Origin of the sequence: Microcystis wesenbergii FACHB-1317 (genome assembly GCF_014696875.1) — a bacterium.
Taxonomy (GTDB): Bacteria; Cyanobacteriota; Cyanobacteriia; order Cyanobacteriales; family Microcystaceae; genus Microcystis; species Microcystis wesenbergii_A.
The window spans coordinates 1-15,966 of sequence record NZ_JACJQV010000191.1 but is presented as its reverse complement, the minus strand read 5'-3'; the positions used below and the strand labels follow the sequence as shown (position 1 = coordinate 15,966).

At 43.6% G+C, this 15,966-nt stretch carries 13 protein-coding genes and 1 pseudogene; 4 read left to right on the top strand and 10 right to left on the bottom strand.

Annotated elements, in window-relative coordinates:
- The first annotated feature begins 213 nt into the window (after positions 1 to 213).
- Positions 214 to 1,548 (top strand): DUF4335 domain-containing protein, encoded by a 1,335-nt coding sequence (locus H6F92_RS19000; protein WP_190359089.1) that lies wholly within the window; start codon positions 214 to 216, stop codon positions 1,546 to 1,548.
- 151 nt (positions 1,549 to 1,699) lie between these two features.
- On the opposite strand, the gene H6F92_RS18995 is transcribed toward H6F92_RS19000, so the two are convergent.
- Entirely contained in the window at positions 1,700 to 1,966 is a 267-nt protein-coding gene (locus H6F92_RS18995) for a TIGR02450 family Trp-rich protein (protein WP_002800208.1), read from the bottom strand.
- A 130-nt stretch (positions 1,967 to 2,096) separates the two neighbouring features.
- A complete protein-coding gene (lexA, locus tag H6F92_RS18990) occupies positions 2,097 to 2,711 on the bottom strand; it encodes a transcriptional repressor LexA (protein WP_002767049.1) in 615 nt (204 codons plus the stop codon).
- A 911-nt stretch (positions 2,712 to 3,622) separates the two neighbouring features.
- On the opposite strand from lexA, the gene nifJ reads away from it, so the two are divergent.
- The 3 genes from nifJ to H6F92_RS18975 all read left to right on the top strand — a co-directional run bounded on the left by nifJ (position 3,623) and on the right by H6F92_RS18975 (position 9,873).
- Positions 3,623 to 7,177, top strand: a complete 3,555-nt coding sequence (gene nifJ, locus H6F92_RS18985) for a pyruvate:ferredoxin (flavodoxin) oxidoreductase (RefSeq protein WP_190359088.1) — start codon at positions 3,623 to 3,625, stop codon at positions 7,175 to 7,177.
- 2 nt (positions 7,178 to 7,179) lie between these two features.
- A complete protein-coding gene (locus H6F92_RS18980) occupies positions 7,180 to 8,205 on the top strand; it encodes a dihydroorotate dehydrogenase-like protein (protein ID WP_190359087.1) in 1,026 nt (341 codons plus the stop codon).
- 459 nt (positions 8,206 to 8,664) lie between these two features.
- Complete coding sequence (locus H6F92_RS18975) at positions 8,665 to 9,873, top strand: ATP-dependent 6-phosphofructokinase (protein WP_190359086.1); 1,209 nt, start codon at positions 8,665 to 8,667, stop codon at positions 9,871 to 9,873.
- A gap of 42 nt (positions 9,874 to 9,915) precedes the next feature.
- Here H6F92_RS18975 and H6F92_RS18970 read toward each other — a convergent pair whose 3' ends face one another.
- From H6F92_RS18970 to H6F92_RS18940, 8 genes and pseudogenes are all read right to left on the bottom strand, one after another.
- A complete protein-coding gene (locus H6F92_RS18970; protein WP_190359085.1) occupies positions 9,916 to 10,086 on the bottom strand; it encodes a hypothetical protein in 171 nt (56 codons plus the stop codon).
- A 6-nt stretch (positions 10,087 to 10,092) separates the two neighbouring features.
- Positions 10,093 to 10,308, bottom strand: coding sequence for a type II toxin-antitoxin system HicA family toxin (locus tag H6F92_RS18965; RefSeq protein WP_002797028.1), 216 nt, complete (start codon positions 10,306 to 10,308; stop codon positions 10,093 to 10,095).
- Positions 10,309 to 10,310: 2 nt separating this feature from the next.
- Positions 10,311 to 10,559: a type II toxin-antitoxin system HicB family antitoxin gene (locus H6F92_RS18960; RefSeq protein WP_002736552.1), complete on the bottom strand. Its 249-nt coding sequence runs from the start codon at positions 10,557 to 10,559 to the stop codon at positions 10,311 to 10,313.
- 37 nt (positions 10,560 to 10,596) lie between these two features.
- Positions 10,597 to 10,722 carry a hypothetical protein gene (locus tag H6F92_RS26605; RefSeq protein WP_256378255.1) on the bottom strand — a complete coding sequence of 42 codons (126 nt, stop codon included), beginning with the start codon at positions 10,720 to 10,722 and terminating at the stop codon, positions 10,597 to 10,599.
- A 176-nt stretch (positions 10,723 to 10,898) separates the two neighbouring features.
- Entirely contained in the window at positions 10,899 to 14,294 is a 3,396-nt protein-coding gene (locus H6F92_RS18955) for an nSTAND1 domain-containing NTPase (RefSeq protein ID WP_190359084.1), read from the bottom strand.
- A 65-nt stretch (positions 14,295 to 14,359) separates the two neighbouring features.
- Positions 14,360 to 14,755 carry a hypothetical protein gene (locus tag H6F92_RS18950; protein ID WP_190359083.1) on the bottom strand — a complete coding sequence of 132 codons (396 nt, stop codon included), beginning with the start codon at positions 14,753 to 14,755 and terminating at the stop codon, positions 14,360 to 14,362.
- 26 nt (positions 14,756 to 14,781) lie between these two features.
- A complete protein-coding gene (locus tag H6F92_RS18945) occupies positions 14,782 to 15,204 on the bottom strand; it encodes a hypothetical protein (protein ID WP_190359082.1) in 423 nt (140 codons plus the stop codon).
- 94 nt (positions 15,205 to 15,298) lie between these two features.
- Positions 15,299 to 15,856: pseudogene (locus tag H6F92_RS18940) on the bottom strand (substrate-binding domain-containing protein); the annotation flags it as partial.
- Positions 15,857 to 15,966 lie beyond the last annotated feature (110 nt).

The window sequence follows — 15,966 nt, the reverse complement described above, 5'->3', positions numbered from 1 at the left end:
TTCCCAGTTCATAATTCATAATTCATAATTCATAATTCATAAGTACCTAAGCAAAATTAATTACACATATCTAACCACCTCTTGCCTCTTGCCTCTTGCCTTTTGCCTCTTGCCGCTTGCCGCTTGCCGCTTGCCTCTTGCCTCTTGCCTATCTTCACTAGGAAATTAATTTTGCACGACTACTTAATTCATAATTCCCACCGATAACCAAAAATGAGTAATCTAATTCGCAAATATACACCCCCCACCTGTACCCTAGAAATTTGGGGAAATAGTTCGCCCCTAGCGGTTTGGTTAGGTAAAAATGTCTTAAACGATGCCCACTTTCAATTGCGCTTTGATGATCCTAGATTGAGTGAGGAAAAACAGGTGACGATCAAAGGCGATCGCACACAATTACAACTCCTAGGGGAAATTGTCGCTAATTATGTGCAGAATTTACTCTCTAGTCCTGTTTCTACCCTCTCCTTCGTGGCTAGTGGTTCCCCCGAAAGTCATCTCCCCTCCTTACCCTCTCTCCGTTGTCAGGGACTTATCCAGCATCAATTATTTTTAGGTTCCCTGCTAACCGATCGAGATAAACAGGAGATCGAATTAACCACATCGCAATTATTCGATCTAGCCAATGCTTTAGGGGAATATAACCATGAAAGCCCCCTAATACCCCCATTAATTCGCCAGAAAACTCGAAAAAATGCCCTGATCTGGACGGGATTAATCGCCTCAGCCCTAATAACTATCGGGGGAATAGCGATCGCATTTTATCAACGGCAAGAAGCGGTCAACAATGATTTAAGCACCGATCCCAATAGTGCCAAGACTCCCCAACCCTTGCCAACGCTGCCTTTACCCCCCACGGGAACGGCCGCCCCAAACCCGCAGTTACCAGCAAATTTGGGCAATAAAACCCCTTTACCGCCACCGCCGCCCGTGGGAACCGTTCCAGCCCCAGTTCGCCCCTCTAGCGTCCCCCTAGTGATTCCGCCGCCCACTTTACCGCCGCCACCAGTCACGGGTTCGCTCCCTGGCGGCACGGCGATCGTAATTGAACCGAATAATCAGAAAATCCCGATTACTGCCCCCCCCGTCACTGGCGATCAGGGTACAAATGCACTGACAAATGTTCCCCCCACCACGATGAATCCGACTCCAGCACCGCCAAAATTGCCCAATTTACCGACTCTAAGCCCTGTTAACCCCGAAAATGCCAATTTAGACCCCAAACCGCCCACAAGTACCGCTAAAGCCCCAGAGACGAACTTACTAGATACAATTCCCCAAGTAGCAGAAACCAGAGAATATTTTCAGTCCCGTTGGCAACCCCCGGAAAGTCTCAAGCATACTCTAGAGTACCGTTTGGTCTTAAATCAGGATGGTTCCCTAAAACAGATTATTCCCCTGGGACAGGCGGCAAAAATCTATCTCGATCGCACTAATATGCCCCTGCTCAATCAACCTTTCGTGTCTCCCCTCGATATCTCTGGTAATCCTCAATTGCGTCTAGTTCTTGGTTCTGATGGTACGGTGCGGACCTTTATGGAACAGTAATAGGGGACTTGCGTGGGAATAATATCCCAATCGATCGGAGGGCGCAAGCTTTGCGCCCCCACAGTAACGGATTTTGTCCACAATGTAGGGGCGAACTGCGTTCGCCCAAAAGGTACATTATCAAAGCGCAAGTCCCTAGGCTGTACTGCATTTAATTAACAATAATCTCGTCGGTGCTGTCGGGTTGGTTCATTTCTGTTAGGGTTTGCCAACCTGATTGCCAGAGATTCGCATCTTGCAACTGTTTAGCATTAATCCAGAAGCGGACAGTCGGATCGCAGGAAGCGACTAATTCAGCAAAAACCCATTGACCGCGATTTTGACGATTGACCACTTGAAAATGTCGCCAGCCCCATGTTTTTTGTTTTGCCGTCCATTTTGACCCCAAGAGATGGGGATATTTCTGTTTTTTGGGCATAAAAGTTAAGACACCTGAGTTCGGGATAGGCTAAAACCCTTATATTATGCTATGTCTGCCAACCCGATTCTTTTCCTGGAGCCAAGGAGAGGAAAAATGATCGGGGCGCTTAAGTGCGCCCCAGTTTTGGCTAATAACCGCGCCAAACACCAACCAAAACCCCTTGCACCTGTACTTGTTCAGTATTGGCTGTAATTGGTTGATATTTTTGATTGGAGGGTTGAAGAGTGATGATTTCTCCTTCTTGGTAGAAACGTTTTAAAGTAGTGCCGTGGCCTTCGACTCTGGCGGCGACGATTTCCCCATTGGACACCCCTTCATTACCCGTGAGAGAACGCATAATCACCAGATCCCCATCGGCAATATGATCCTCGATCATACTGTCTCCGGAAACGCGCAGAGCATAACAGTCTTGACTGCGTTGCAACAGGTTAGAAAGATCGAGTTTTTCTTCCACATCGGTGAAGGGTTCCACTAAACCACCAGCAGCGATCGCGCCTAGAACAGGTAAACCTTGCACTGGTTGTTTGAGAATCCGCAGGGTGCGTGCTTTTCCTTCTGTCCAATCAATATAGCCTTTGGTGCGTAAACGTTCTAAACGGCTTTGAATCGGTGCGGGAGAGCGTAAATTCATTGCTCGCATCATTTGCCGGATAGAAGGGGCGTGCTGAGTAGTGCGAATGTACTCAATGAGCCAGTCGTACAACTCCTGTTGCGCTTGAGTAAGGGATTCGAGGTTAGTCATGATCTATTTTCCTATCCTTGGGTTAAGATAATTTGTACTTTAGTTCATTTGTGTTTAACCTAGTACATCTTAACTTCATCGGCCGACTAAATCAACTGGTTATTAGATCTCTGGCGAAAATCAAAAATTGTCGTGCTTGGTTAGGAGACTCCGAGACAGCCTTGAATCAGTTATCAGTTAGGGACTTGCGTGGGAATAATATCCCAATCGATCGGAGGGCGCAAGCTTTGCGCCCCTACAGTAACGGATTTTGTCCACAATGTAGGGGCGAACTGCGTTCGCCCAAAAGGTACATTATCAAAGCGCAAGTCCCTTATCAGTTATCAGATGCGAGTTACAGCGTTTCTCAGATAGATGAGGTTCGTTCTTGCGGCTACAATACTTGATTAGCAAGGGTTAATCTGTGCTTCACCTTTACGAGAAAGGCCGTATCGGTTCACTGATTACTGATTACTGTTCACTGATAACTGAAAAGTCTCCCTTCTCCCCACTTCATAATTAATAATTCATAATTCCTTCTCCCTGCTCATAGACAGTCTTAACGAGTAATTTAGATAGTCAACAGCTTATCTTCTGACCTAGCACTTTTTTTAAAAAAGTATCATTAATTTTTATCTCAATTCTGAATATTAATTAATACCAGGGTCGGTTGCGGGCAAACTCAGCAGCGTATTAAGAAAAAATAACGAATTGCTAGAAAGCCGAGAATCTGGATAATGATCGAGGTGGAGACAGAAAAATTGCTCTACTTAAGCCTGTCTGCCGTAAGCGTCCAATAGTAGATAGGGAGTCAAAAGCGACGCTCAAGAAAATCCTTCGGTTGTCAGGGAAACGAGGGGATATTTAGTGCGAAATTGAGCCGTAAAAAAACTTAAAATCCCGACAAATATCGTAAAAACTAAGGGGAACACATGACCACAAAAACCTATGCAACCATAGACGGTAACGAAGCTGTTGCACGCGTTGCCTATCGTCTCAGTGAAGTGATCGCTATTTATCCTATCACTCCCTCCTCGCCTATGGGTGAATGGTCCGATAGTTGGGCCGCCGAACGCAGGGCTAATCTCTGGGGAACCATTCCTTCCGTAATCGAAATGCAGAGCGAAGGTGGGGCAGCGGGAACCCTGCACGGAGCGCTACAAACAGGCTCTTTAACTACCACTTTCACTTCCTCCCAGGGATTATTATTAATGCTCCCCAACTTCTACAAAATTGCGGGGGAATTAACCTCTTCAGTGGTCCATGTGGCGGCCCGTGCTTTAGCAGCCCAAGGGTTGTCAATTTTTGGGGATCATAGTGATGTTATGTCTGCCAGAAGTACGGGTTGGGCTATGTTAGCAGCTAATTCCGTTCAAGAAGCTCATGATCTGGCAGCAATCGCCACAGCTACCACCCTAGAAACGCGGCTTCCTTTTCTGCACTTTTTTGATGGTTTTCGTACCAGTCATGAGGTGCAAAAAGTCGAATTAATTAGCGATGAAATTCTCAAAGAACTGATAGATGAAGACCTAATTATTGCCCATCGTCAAAGAGCTTTAACTCCCGATCGACCGGTTTTACGAGGCACGGCACAAAATCCCGATGTTTATTTCCAGGCAAGGGAAAGCGTCAATCCTTTCTATCATGCTTGTCCCGATATCGCTCAAAAAATTATGGATCGTTTTGCCCAATTAACAGGACGGCAATACCATCTCTATGAATACCACGGTGCGCCCGATGCCGAAAGAGTGATTATTTTAATGGGATCGGGAGGGGAAACCGTCCATGAAACCGTTGATTATCTCAATCAAAATGGGGCTAAAGTTGGGGTTTTAAAAGTTCGTCTTTATCGTCCTTTTGCCGCCGACAAATTACTGGCAGCTTTGCCCACCACAGTGAAAAAAATAGCCGTTTTAGATCGCTGTAAAGAACCCGGTGCCGGGGGCGATCCGCTATATTTAGACGTGGTAAATGCCTTTATGGAAGAGTACGAAGGCAAGCTGCCGAAAATTGTCGGAGGACGCTACGGTTTATCTTCCAAAGAATTTACTCCAGCCATGGTTGCTGGTATATTTGATAACTTAAGTCTCGACAAACCGAAAAATCACTTCACTATCGGTATCGTTGACGATCTTACCTTTTCCAGTTTGGAATATGACCGCAGTTTTTCCACTGAACCAGACAAAGTAGTGCGGGCGGTTTTCTACGGTTTAGGTTCCGATGGTACGGTGGGAGCTAACAAAAATTCAATTAAAATTATCGGTGAAGATACTGATAATTATGCCCAGGGTTATTTCGTCTATGATTCCAAAAAATCTGGCTCCGTCACCGTTTCTCACCTACGCTTTGGACCGGAGCCGATTCGCTCTACCTATTTAATCACCGATGCTAACTTTATCGCCTGTCATCAGTGGGAATTTATCGAACAATTTGACCTGCTAGAAACCGCTAAATCGAACTCAATTTTTCTCCTCAATAGTCCCTATCCACCGGAGGAGGTGTTTAGTCACTTACCCCGCCATCTCCAGCAAACTATCATCGATAAAAATCTGCAAGTTTATACGATTAATGCCACTCAAGTAGCCAAAGAAGCGGGGATGGGCAGTCGGATTAATACCGTGATGCAGGTGTGTTTCTTTGCCCTAGCGGGGGTTTTGTCGCGGGAAGATGCGATCGCACAAATTAAAAAAGCCATCCGCAAGACCTACGGCAAGAAAGGCGAAGAAATCGTGCAGATGAACATCAAAGCTGTGGATTCTGCCCTAGAACACCTCTATCAAGTCTCAATTCCCGCCACTGTCACCCCTGAAGCTTTTGAATTAAGACCACCAATTCCCGACACTGCACCCGCTTTCGTCCGAGAAGTCCTCGGCAAAATTATCGCCCGTCACGGGGATGAATTGCCCGTTAGCGCCCTTCCCAACGATGGTACTTACCCCACCGCCACTAGCCAATGGGAAAAACGCAATATTGCCCAAGAAATCCCCGTTTGGGATGCGGATGTCTGTGTTCAGTGCGGTAAATGCGTTCTCGTTTGTCCCCACGCCGTTATTCGCTCGAAAGTTTATGATGAGGCCGAATTAGCCACCGCCCCGGAAACCTTTAAAGTCGCTAATGCCAAGGATCACGACTGGAAAGGGCTAAAATTCACCATCCAAGTGGCCGCCGAAGATTGTACCGGTTGCGGTCTCTGTGTTGATGTTTGCCCCGCTAAAAACAAATCGCAACCGCGTCTAAGAGCGATTAATATGGCTCCCCAATTGCCCCTGCGAGAACAGGAACGAGTTAACTGGGATTTCTTCCTTAATTTGCCTAATCCAGACCGATTAAGCCTAAATCTCAACAAAATTAACCATCAGCAAATGCAGGAACCTCTCTTTGAGTTTTCCGGCGCTTGTGCCGGTTGTGGTGAGACTCCCTACGTTAAATTAGTCAGTCAGCTATTTGGCGATCGCATGATAGTGGCTAATGCCACCGGTTGTTCATCTATCTACGGAGGTAATTTACCGACAACACCCTGGGCAGTTAACGCCGAAGGTCGCGGGCCGGCCTGGTCGAATTCTCTCTTTGAAGATAATGCCGAATTTGGCTTAGGATTCCGAGTTTCCATCGATAAACAGGCAGAATTTGCCGCCGAACTGTTAGCAACCCTCGCTAGTGAAATCGGAGAAAGTCTAGCGGCAGATATTCTCAATTGTCACCAAGTGGATGAAGCGGAAATTTACGAACAACGGCAACGGGTAGAGGCCCTAAAATCCCGTTTAGGGGAATTAAACCCGACCACGCAGGTGAAAATGTTGTTATCCGTGGCCGATTATCTGGTCAAGAAAAGCGTCTGGATTGTCGGGGGTGACGGTTGGGCCTACGACATCGGTTATGGTGGCTTAGATCACGTTTTAGCTAGTGGTCGCAATGTGAATATTTTGGTCATGGATACGGAAGTTTACTCGAATACGGGCGGCCAGGCCTCGAAAGCTACTCCTCGCGCCGCCGTAGCTAAATTTGCTTCTGGTGGCAAACCCAGCCCGAAAAAAGACCTCGGTTTAATGGCCATGACCTACGGTAACGTCTATGTGGCCAGCGTGGCTATGGGGGCAAGAAACGAGCAAACTATCAAAGCTTTCCTAGAAGCGGAAGCTTATAACGGTCCATCGTTAATTATCGCCTATTCTCACTGTATTGCTCACGGGATCAACATGACCACCGCCATGAACCATCAAAAAGAAGTGGTGGAAAGCGGTCGCTGGTTAATGTACCGTTATCATCCCGATTTAGCTAAAGAAGGCAAAAATCCCCTACAATTGGACAGCCGTGCGCCTAAGCTTACCGTAGCGCAAACTCTCTACTCGGAGAATCGCTTTAAGATGTTGGCCACCAGTAAGCCGGAGGAAGCTAAACGTCTGCTCAAAGAAGCACAAGCAGATGTGGATACGCGCTGGCAAATGTATCAGTATTTAGCAGCAAAAGGTACAGGGAGCAACGAATAGTTATGAATCTACACACTACTTACATGGGTTTACAATTGCGATCGCCGCTAGTTATCGGTGCGGCCGCACCCTTGAGCGAGGATATCGACAATATCAAGAGAATGGAAGACTTCGGAGCCGCTGCCGTGGTTTTACACTCCTTTTTCGAGGAGCAGATTAAACACGAAAGACTGGCTCTACACCATCATTTTACCCACGGAGCCGAGAGTTTTGCGGAAGCTTTGACTTATTTTCCCGAACCGGAGGTTTTTCACGTTGGTTCCGACGAATATCTCAACCATATTCGCAAAGCCAAAGAAATGGTCGATATTCCGATTATTGCCAGTCTCAACGGTGAGACATCCGGGGGATGGTTGGAGTATGCCATTCAAATTCAACAAGCGGGCGCTGATGCTTTGGAGTTGAATATTTATTATGTTCCCAACGACCTAGAATTAACCGGAAATCACGTCGAACAAAACTATATTGATATCCTCAAAATTGTCAAATCGGAGGTATCAATTCCCGTCTCGATGAAGTTAAGTCCCTACTTTAGCAATACGGCCAATATGGCTAAACAATTAGCGGAAGCGGGGGCCGATGGGTTGGTATTATTTAACCGTTTCTATCAGCCGGATATCGACTTAGACACCTTAGATGTTCACCCTAATATTATCCTCAGTAATCCCCAAGCAATGCGTTTACCCCTGCGCTGGATTGCCATGCTTTACGGTCGTGTACCGACGGATTTTGCCGCTACCAGTGGCATTCATAACGCCATCGACGTGATCAAAATGATGATGGTGGGGGCAAAAGCGACCATGTTAGTTAGTGTTTTATTACGCCACGGTTTGGAGGAAATTACCAAGATCGAACAGGGTTTATTGCATTGGTTGGAAGAAAATGAATACGAATCGATCGAGCAGTTAATTGGCAGTATGAGTCAAATGAATTGCCCAGATCCGATCGCTTTTGAACGGGTACAGTACATGAAAGCTCTGCAAAGTTACGAACCTGTTTGGAAACGTTTTCAAACCACCAGCAAATAAAAGTGGGAAGCTTTTTTCAGTTATCAGTTATCAGTTATCAGTAATCAGTGAACTGAAAACTTAAGTAGGTAGGCGTTAAAAATTATCAGACACCCCCCTTATCAAGCTGTCCTTTAGTCACATCTTTCTTAACATTTCAAACCTTTGTAGCACAAGGCTTTCAAGACTCGGTTAACAATCTGTAATATTCCTTGTTGACACCCTTACTGACAAGGAAAAAACTGAAATCAAGTCAGGATAAGGGTTGGAGTGCTTACTGAAAAAATTGTTAAGAAAGATCCCTATAAGGGATAGCTTATCAAGGGGGGATTAAGGGGGGATCGAACCTAAAATCGATTTTTAATTTAATTATAACCAGCTACTTAACTGAAAACTGAAAACTTACATCTGATCACTGGTAACTGATAACTGATAACTGATAACTGATAACTGACAAAAAAAATCCTGGAGGATATAACCATGAACGAGAATCAAAAGAAAAAAATCGGCATTCTGACCAGTGGTGGCGATTGCCCGGGGTTAAATGCGGTAATTCGTGCCGTGGTGAAATCATCAAAACTCAAGGGTTGGGATGTGTACGGCATTCCCTACGGGACCGACGGTTTTATGCAGATTGCCGAGGGAAAATATCACCCCGAAGATTTGATCCTGACTCAGCATGGCTATAACCTACCCGGGGTCTTGAAAGGATTAGACGTTTTGCAGTTTCTTAGTGGTAGTGTTTTGGGTTCTTTGAGCAAAGGACATCCCGAAAACCCAGAAATTGCCACGAAAATCCTGCAAGGATACGAAATGCTGGGATTAGATGCCCTGATCGTCGTCGGGGGCGATGGGAGCATCGATATCATCTACGATCTCGCCCAGAAAGGCAATTGGAATATTATTGCGGTTCCCAAAACCATCGATAATGATGTTCCCTATACGGAATGGGCAGTCGGTTTTACCACTGCCGTCGATATCGTCACTCAAGCTTTGTATGATCTCACCTTTACCGCCGCTAGTCACGAAAGGGTGATGATTGTGCAGGTGATGGGTAGAGATGCCGGTCATTTAGCCCTTCATGCGGGGATTGCTGGGGGTGCCGATGCGATTTTTATTCCCGAATTAACCCCGGCTCTCACTCCCGAAATTATCGACGGTTGTTGTCATCATTTGGCACAATTACGCGCTCAAGGTCGTAAATTCGCTCTCATTGTGATTTCTGAGGGTGTTAAGAACGAAGATAACCAAAAAGAGAAGTATATTGCCGATTATTTAGAAAAATTAATATTTGACAAAACTCGCTCTTTGTGCGTTACCGATCCCGTCTTCTGTTATCTCAATTCCATGGATGTGCGGGCCATGTCTTTGGGACACCTGCAAAGAAGTCGTCCTCCTTTGGCCATGGATCGACTGTTAGCCACGGCTTTCGGCATTAAGGCCGTAGAATTAATCGAACAGGGAAAACTCGATCGCGTGGTGATTTGGCGCGGGGGACAAGTGCGTAGTTTGCCCCTGAAACCGGTGATCAAAATTATCAAACAATGTCATCAAGAAAATCGCTGTGCCTATCCCGTGGATCCTGATGGTTTTATCGTGAAAACAGCCCGTTCTTTGGGAATTTACCTAGGGGAAAATACCACAACTGAGACGGCAGTAGTTCCGCAAGCTGTGGAGGCGTTGGTTTAGTTATAATAAAGCGAGAAGGGTTGCTCATACTTTCTCGCTTTATTAATTGGTTAAGATATTTAATTCTGCTAATTTTACTTGCAATAATTTACTGTATTTTATGGCTTTTCTCAGTAATCTGTCATCGGTGGTTAGCAATACGTCTATCCTAGCATATTCGGCGGAAGCGATATGAAAAGAATCATAAAGATCAAATCCTAAATATATAACCAATACTGTTTAACTGTTGTCCCATTCTTCATCACTAATACCCGCTTGTTTGAGAATTTCCTTAACTAAATCTATAGAGATTTCTTGATTTCCATGAGGGTTAGGGATGCGAATTTTATGTTGACCCTTTTTCATAAATTGATGTTTACTACCAGAAAAAGGTCCTGTGTAACCTAAAGCTTTCAATTTTCTGATTAATTTTCTGCGAGAAATTGCTGATGGCATAACTAAACTTCTGCAACTGTTGTAACTTTAATTTCTAATCCATCTATGATAGGTAAAGGGTCGCCATCTTGTAATTTTAAAATGATCCATTCTTCTAGAACTTCTAGTAAGTCTTGACGGCATTCTTCAACGGTCAATCCATTTCCCCAAACGCCTTGAAAGCCTTCTATTTCAGCAAACCAAGTACCGTCATTTAGCCTTTTGTATTGTGCTTTTTGTAAAGCTTTTTCACAATAATTGAGTAAGATCATTTTCTTCTCTAAATCTCCATAATATGTAACTATATTATCACTTCTCCTCACCAATCCCATCACACAAATGTCTATCCTCCTCCTTAACGCCAGAATTAGGATTGTGCAAATAAACCCGCACCCAATCGCAACTACGCCCCATTAAAGCGTTTAAGTCCTGCATTGTCCTACAATCTTTCTGTATTGTCCTACAACTCTTCTGCATCGCCCTATAATACTTCTGTATCCTCACAAAGAAGTCTAAACCAAGATTAACGGGATTTTAGGATTAACTGGATTATTTACTTGGAAACTCCTGACAATCTTTTAAGATTGAGCATCCTGAAAATCCTCTAATCCTCAAAATCCTGATACTGACGATTTACCCCCAATCCCATCACACAAACCCCTATCCTCCTCCCTAACACCAGAATTAGGATTGTGCAAATAAACCCGCACCCAATCGCAACTACGTTCCATTAAATCACTTAAACCCCAGTCTGTCCCAAGATTCCAGAGTTTGATAGTGTTGTCCCAACTACCGCTCACCAAAGTCTTGCCATCGGGACTAAAATTAACGCTATTGACAACCCAATCATGCCCCTTGAGGGTGCGGATTTCTTGGCCTGTCTCTACATTCCAGAGTTTGATAGTGTTGTCCCAACTACCGCTCACCAAAGTCTTGCCGTCGGGACTAAAATTAACGCTTCTGACAGCGCTATCATGCCCCTTGAGGGTGCGGATTTCTTTGCCTGTCTCTACATTCCAGAGTTTGATAGTCTTGTCATCACTACCACTCACCAAAGTCTTGCCGTCGGAACTAAAACTAACGCTATTGACATAGTTATCATGCCCCTTGAGAGTGCGGATTTCTTTGCCTGTCTCTACATTCCAGAGTTTGATAGTCTTGTCACCACTACCACTCACCAAAGTCTTGCCGTCGGAACTAAAATTAACGCTTCTGACCCAGTTATCATGCCCCTTGAGGGTGCGGATTTCTTTGCCTGTCTCTACATTCCAGAGTTTGATGGTGTTGTCAACACTACCGCTCACCAAAGTCTTGCCGTCGGGACTAAAATTAACGCTTATGACAGAGTTATCATGCCCCTTGAGGGTGCGGATTTCTTCGCCTGTTTCTACATTCCAGAGTTTGATAGTGTTGTCATCACTACCGCTCACCAAAGTCTTGCCGTCGGAACTAAAACTAACGCTATAGACATTGCTATCATGCCCCTTGAGGGTGCGGATTTCTTGGCCTGTTTTTACATCCCAGAGTTTGATAGTCCCGTCCAAACTACCGCTCACCAAAGTCTTGCCGTCGGGACTAAAATTAACGCTATAGACATAGCCATAATGCCCCTTGAAGGTGCGGATTTCTTTGCCTGTTTCTACATTCCAGAGTTTGATAGTTTTGTCATCACTACCGCTCACTAAAGTCTTGCCGTCGGGACTAAAATTAACGCTTAAGACACCGCTATCATGCCCCTTGAGGGTGTGGATTTCTTTGCCTGTTTCTACATCCCAGAGTTTGATAGTCCCGTCCAAACTACCGCTCACCAAAGTCTTGCCGTCGGGACTAAAATTAACGCTTCGGACAAAGTCATCATGCCCCTTGAAGGTGCGGATTTCTTTGCCTGTTTCTACATTCCAGAGTTTGATAGTCTTGTCAGCACTACCGCTCACTAAAGTCTTGCCGTCGGGACTAAAATTAACGCTATTGACAACCCAATCATGCCCCTTGAGGGTGCGGATTTCTTCGCCTGTTTCTACATTCCAGAGTTTGATAGTCTTGTCAGCACTACCGCTCACTAATGTCTTGCCGTCGGGACTAAAATTCACGCTATAGACATCGCCATCATGCCCCTTGAGGGTGCGGATTTCTTGGCCTGTTTCTACATTCCAGAGTTTGATAGTCTTGTCATCACTACCGCTCACCAAAGTCTTGCCGTCGGGACTAAAATTCACGCTTGTGACAAAGTCCTTATGCCCTTCTAAGCGATTGCGTTCACTTTTCCAGTTGAGAAGTGCTTGTAAGGTATTCATCACCTCCTTGTCATATTTGTGTTGATTTTGCAAAGTTTTACCCGCCTTAATTGCTTCGACGAAAGCTTCTAACTCTTTATGTTCATTAAACAGAGACACAGAAGAAAATCCGCGAGAATGTGCTAGATTTAATTCTGCTTGTTGCGTTTGTTTCCAAGCCATTAAACCCAATCCCGTACTAACCATCACCGCTACCAAAGAACCCGCTGTAATTCTTCGCGCTGTTCTAATTTTTTCATTTTTTTGTCGTTCAGCTTGACTAATACTCGCCTTAATAAACTCTATCGCCACAGCATCTAAATTAGGCAGAGAATTATTCTTTTGAAACTCAACAATTTTAGCCAACTTAGAACCGCCCCAAAGCTCACTACTCGCTTTTACTGCATCTTGCTTCTGTAAATCATCCCACTGTTTTGCATCAGCATATAAACGACTTCTCAGAACAATTATCTCCTCCTTTTCTCGAATTAAATCCTGTAACACTTGCCAACACCGCAACAATTCTTCATGTGCCACCTCAACCGTTGCTTTCCCGTCTTCTCCCTTACTCACCAAAAGACGATTATCTATCAATTGATAGAGAACCTCCCTTTGCATTTCCTCCTGTTCAAAACTCGATTTATCCGCCCTTCTGCTAACCGCTTTTTCCCCTTCTAAACTAATTAACTCTAGAAAAATTTCCTCTGCTGCTTTCCGTTGCTGTTCATTAAATTGACTATAAATTTTATCCGCTTGTTTTTCTAGCGCACCCGTTACCCCACCAATCTCTTGATAAATCTTATTATTTAAAATCCGCTCTTGAATATGATCTTTTTGCCACAATAAATCTAACGTATATTGTAACAGAGGTAAAGAGCCGGCCTGTTCATAAAAATCGGCAATAATTTGATTAATTAATCCCTTTTCAAAGATTACCCCATTTCTCGCCGCCGGTTCAGCAATAGCTAATCTTAACTGACTTTCATCCATATCTGTTAACATCTTGCTATACTGATCATGGATTTTTCCTAAACTGGGATAAGGACTTAATTTATCTAAAAAATCCGCCCTTATCGTCATCACAATTTTGACTAAACTATTATTATTTTCAATTAAATTAACCAAACTTTTAATAAAAATATCTCTTTCCGTCTTCGGTGTACGAGTAAATAATTCCTCAAATTGGTCAATAAAAATAAACCATAAATCAGAATTATTTTTTAATCCTTCAACCACCTTAATTAAAGTATCTTCCTTAACAGCTTGTGCTAATTTCGCTTGGTATTGTTTATATCTATTTGCCAAAAGACAACCATAGAAAGACTCAAAGGGATTAACATCAGGAACAAAAGTTAAATTAACCAATTTATTTGCGCCAAAATCATCCTTTAACTTAGGAATTAAACCCGCTTGCACGAGAGAAGATTTACCACTTCCCGACGCACCTAAAAGCAATAAAACATTCTTTTGCTTTAAATAATCAGTTAACTTAACAATCCAATTATCTCTTCCAAAAAACTTATCCTTATCTCCCTCTTCAAACTTCCTTAAACCCAAATAAGGTGAACCCGTAATTAAGGGTTGAGACTGAATCTCAACTCCTGACTTTTGGGTGATAATATATTGATTGATTACACCGCCACTAATATCACCTGCAATTCCCTTAAATTCACCATCACCAATAAGACCTTTAACATCACCTCCTATTTCTGAATAATAACTTTTATCAGTCATTTTTGCTACCCCAAAATTATTCTTTTAAAGTTAACTTTAAATTGCAGTTTTAGAATTAGCACTCTTTAAGGACTTCCTACTAAACCAAACAATTTAGCCAAACCGCCTAAAATCGTTACAATTAAAGCGACTAAAATCCCTCGACTGACGAACTCTTGATTCTCTAAGCGCTTTTCCACGCCATCAATTTTTCCCTCTAGACGCTTCTCGACACCATCAATTTTTTCCTCTAGACGCTTCTCGACACCATCAATTTTTTCCTCCAGACGCTTCTCGACACCATCAATTTTTTCCTCCAGACGCTTCTCGACACCATCAATTTTTCCCTCCAGAAGCTTAATTTCACCTTTAACTTCACTAAGTTCAATCTTAATATCAGTAACATCTTTTTGAAGATTGTCTAACTTTTGATTGATTTGAATTAGAAAATCTTTAAGTTCTACCTCAACAGTAATTGACATAAATTTCCCTCCTAAATAATCCTCAACTAATTAATGTTCTGACTAACAGTTGCACCACTAATATCTCCTGCAATTCCCTTAAAAGTACCATCTACCACCATTCCTTTAATATCACCACCAACATTAATATTATACTTACCTGCGGCAAATTCTTCAGGTTTTAATTGCTTGAGTAATGCTTCTGCTGTCTTAATAACCTCTGCATCTCTATCAATTTTTGCTTCAAGTAACTCTTCTTTGAGCAGTGTTTTTACCCCCTCTGAATCTGGTTTTTTCTCATGTTTATCGACGATATCACTATCATCTGTTTTCCCTTTTTCTGCAAATTTCTTCTTAATCAACGCTTTTAAACTCTCATAAGCATCCTTAACGGCTGTTCCTGCCGTATCCTTAGCAGCAGCAACCGCACCAGCAGCCAACGCAGCGAGAATTAGAGAAATCGGTTCCATTGCCTGAGACTCCAAATTAGATATTGCTAACTCAATCTTAGATCAAAGCAAAGTATCTGACGCGATTATGGCGCAGGTATTGGGCGCGGATGGCTTGCTGAAAAGCTAATTCATTCAGTTGATTACGCTTCTGGGGACATTGGGAAGACGGGATCGAAGGTTCTTGATAGGGGGCAACTAACTTATTTTCGCTTTTACCAAGGGGTAAAGTTTTAATTCCACACTGGGGAACTACTTCCGGTGCAGAAGCATAGTAAATTCCTCCTAAATTTTGGGAAACTTTTCTGAGAGCGGGAGTTGTACTATAAACGTACTTAATGTTACTGCCAAAATCGGCTTTTTCTAAAACCTGATCGATAAAAAATTCCACGGTTCCCCCATCTTCCTTGCGTCGGGAATAGGGAATAATGGCTAAATTAGGCCCGCCCACTTGCCGCCAATTGCTAATTTTTCCTGTATAAATATCTTTTAACTGGGTAATTGTTAGACCGGAAACTGGTAAATCGGGATGAACTGCGATCGCAATTCCATCGATAGCCACGGGAACCTCTTTTAAAGTCAATCCCCGTTGTTGAGCGCGTTGTATTTCCTCATCTTTGAGCGATCGAGATGCTTGGGAAAAAGCCAATTGATTCTCGATTAACATCCGAATAGTTACTAATTCTGTACGCAAATATTGCATCTAGAATTAGCTTTGTACGCTTTGACCCGTACTGGGTTAACTACGAACCTCTCTATCGGATTCCCGCTAAAGGCGGCCTC